We start from the raw sequence: 2,531 nt of genomic DNA, 5'->3' as shown, positions 1-2,531 counted from the left end.
CGGTCCCGGATCAAGTCCGAGACGACGAATTCGAGGAATGCCGATGACCGACACCAGCCACCCGTTCTTCTCCATGCACGAACACGGCTTCGTGCGCGTCGCCACCTCGACCCCGCGCGTGAAGACCGCCGACGTCGCCGCCAACCGCGATGCGATCCTTGCCGAAGCGCGCCGGGCCCATGCGGCGCATGTCGACCTGCTGGTCTTCCCCGAACTGAGCCTGTCCTCCTACGCCATCGACGACTTGCACCTGCAGAGCGCGATGATCGAGGCGGTCGAGGCTGCGGTGGCGCAGATCGTCAAGGCCAGCGCCGACCTTTCGCCGGTGCTGCTGGTCGGCGCCGCGCTGGAGCGCAAGGGGCGGCTCTACAACTGCGCGCTGGTCATCGCGCAGGGCCGCCTGCTCGGCGTAGTGCCCAAGTCCTACCTGCCCAACTACCGCGAGTTCTACGAGAAGCGCTGGTTCGCGAGCGGCAAGACCGTCCGGGGTTCCACGATCACCGTGAACGGGCAGGAGGTGCCGTTCGGCGTCGATCTCGTCTTCGCCTCCGAGGTGCTGAAAAACTTCCGCTTCTTCGTCGAGATTTGCGAGGACTTCTGGGCGCCGACGCCGCCTTCGTCGCTGGGCGCGATGGCGGGGGCGACGATCCTGGCCAACCTGTCCGCCTCCAACATCGTCATCGGCAAGTCGGACGAGCGCCACATGCTGTGCCGCGCGCAGTCGGCGCGAGCCATGGCGGCCTATATCTACTGCGCGGCGGGACACGGCGAAAGCACGACCGATCTCGCATGGGACGGGCAGGGCATCGTCTACGAACTCGGCGACCTGCTGGCGGAATCAGAGCGTTTCTCGCTGGAAGCGGAACTGTGCGTGGCCGACGTAGACTGCGACCGCATCGTCATGGATCGTCTGCGCAGCCCCACCTTCAACGATGCCGCCGACGTCGCGGGCAAGCCGGAGGAAACGTTCCGCACCGTACCGTTCCGCCACGCCCCGGCCGGCGGCGACGTCGGCCTCGTGCGCCCGGTCAGCCGCTTCCCGTTCGTCCCCTCGCGCGCCGACAGGCTGGACGCCGACTGCTACGAGGCGTTCAACATCCAGGTCGACGGCCTGATGCGGCGCATCGAATCGACGCAGGCGAAGTCAATGGTGATCGGCATCTCGGGCGGGCTCGATTCGACCCACGCGCTGATCGTGGCGGCACGCGCCTGCGACCGGCTGGGCCTGCCGCGCAGCTTCATCCGGGGCTACACGATGCCCGGCTTCGGGACGAGCGAGGGCACCAAGTCCAACGCGTGGAAGCTGATGGACGCCGTCGGCATCACCGCGCAGGAGATCGACATCCGGCCCGCCGCGACGACGATGCTCCATGACATCGGCCATGCCTTCGCCAACGGCGAGCCGGTCTACGACGTGACGTTCGAGAACGTCCAGGCGGGGCTGCGCACCGACTACCTGTTCCGCCTTGCCAGCCAGCACGGCGGCTTCGTGGTGGGCACCGGCGACTTGTCGGAACTGGCGCTGGGCTGGTGTACCTATGGCGTCGGCGATCACATGAGCCACTACGCGGTCAACGCGGGCGTGCCCAAGACGCTGATCCAGTACCTGATCCGCTGGTGCGCCACGACCGACCAGTTCAGCGCCTCGACCGAGGAAATCCTGCTGGCAATCCTCGCGACGGAGATTTCGCCCGAACTGGTGCCCGCCGGGGCCGACGGCGCGATCCAGAGCACCGAGGCGAAGATCGGGCCTTACGAACTCAACGACTTCTTCCTCCACCACGTCATGCGCTTCGGTCAGAAGCCGTCGAAGGTCGCGTTCCTCGCCTGGCACGCCTGGCGCGACACGGCGGCGGGGGCATGGCCGCATGCCTTCCCGGAAGCCAAGAAGAACGCCTACGAACTGCCGGTCATCCGTTCATGGCTGGAGAAGTTCCTGGGCCGCTTCTTCGCGTTCAGCCAGTTCAAGCGCTCGGCCATTCCCAATGGCCCGAAGGTGTCCACCGCCGGAGCCCTCAGCCCCCGGGGCGACTGGCGCGCACCGTCCGACGCCAGCGCAGCGGTATGGCTGGCGGAACTGGACAGAAGAGTGCCGTAACATCCTCCCCGGAACGGGGAGGGGGACCATGCGAAGCATGGTGGAGGGGCACAGGCGGCTTACGTGACGCGAATTTAACGCGCCACTCTGCCGCCGCCCCGATAACCTTCGCGCATGATCACCGGCCCGCGCCGCAGCGTAAAACTCGCCCGCAAGCTGCGCAGCGAGATGGCACTGCCCGAAGTCCTGCTCTGGCGTGAACTGCGCAAGCGCCCGGCAGACTTCAAGCTCCGCCGCCAGCATCCGGCGGGAAACTTCATCCTCGATTTCTACTGCGCCGCTGCTTCGCTCGCCATCGAGGTTGACGGTTTCGCGCACGACTCTATGCGCGCAGCAGACCGGGACGCGGCCCGCTCGCACTTCCTGCGCTCGCAAGGAGTGGCGACGCTGCGGGTTACCGCGAAGGTCGTGCTGGAGGACGTGAACGTGGCGG

2 protein-coding genes are annotated in these 2,531 nt (G+C 67.0%); both read left to right on the top strand.

Features of this window, described 5'->3' with window-relative positions; all coding sequences use genetic code 11:
- Window positions 1–37 precede the first annotated feature (37 nt).
- Complete coding sequence (locus LH128_RS08485) at window positions 38–2,098, top strand: NAD(+) synthase (protein WP_008829201.1); 2,061 nt, start codon at window positions 38–40, stop codon at window positions 2,096–2,098.
- 114 nt (window positions 2,099–2,212) lie between these two features.
- Window positions 2,213–2,531, top strand: a 319-nt coding sequence (locus tag LH128_RS08480) for an endonuclease domain-containing protein (protein ID WP_008829200.1), incomplete at its 3' end; no start/stop codon positions are given.

It is taken from the genome of Sphingomonas sp. LH128, assembly GCF_000293195.2.
Classification (GTDB): domain Bacteria; phylum Pseudomonadota; class Alphaproteobacteria; order Sphingomonadales; family Sphingomonadaceae; genus Novosphingobium; species Novosphingobium resinovorum_A.
Note: the sequence above shows the minus strand (reverse complement) of the source record. Positions and strands in the feature narration are given on the sequence as shown.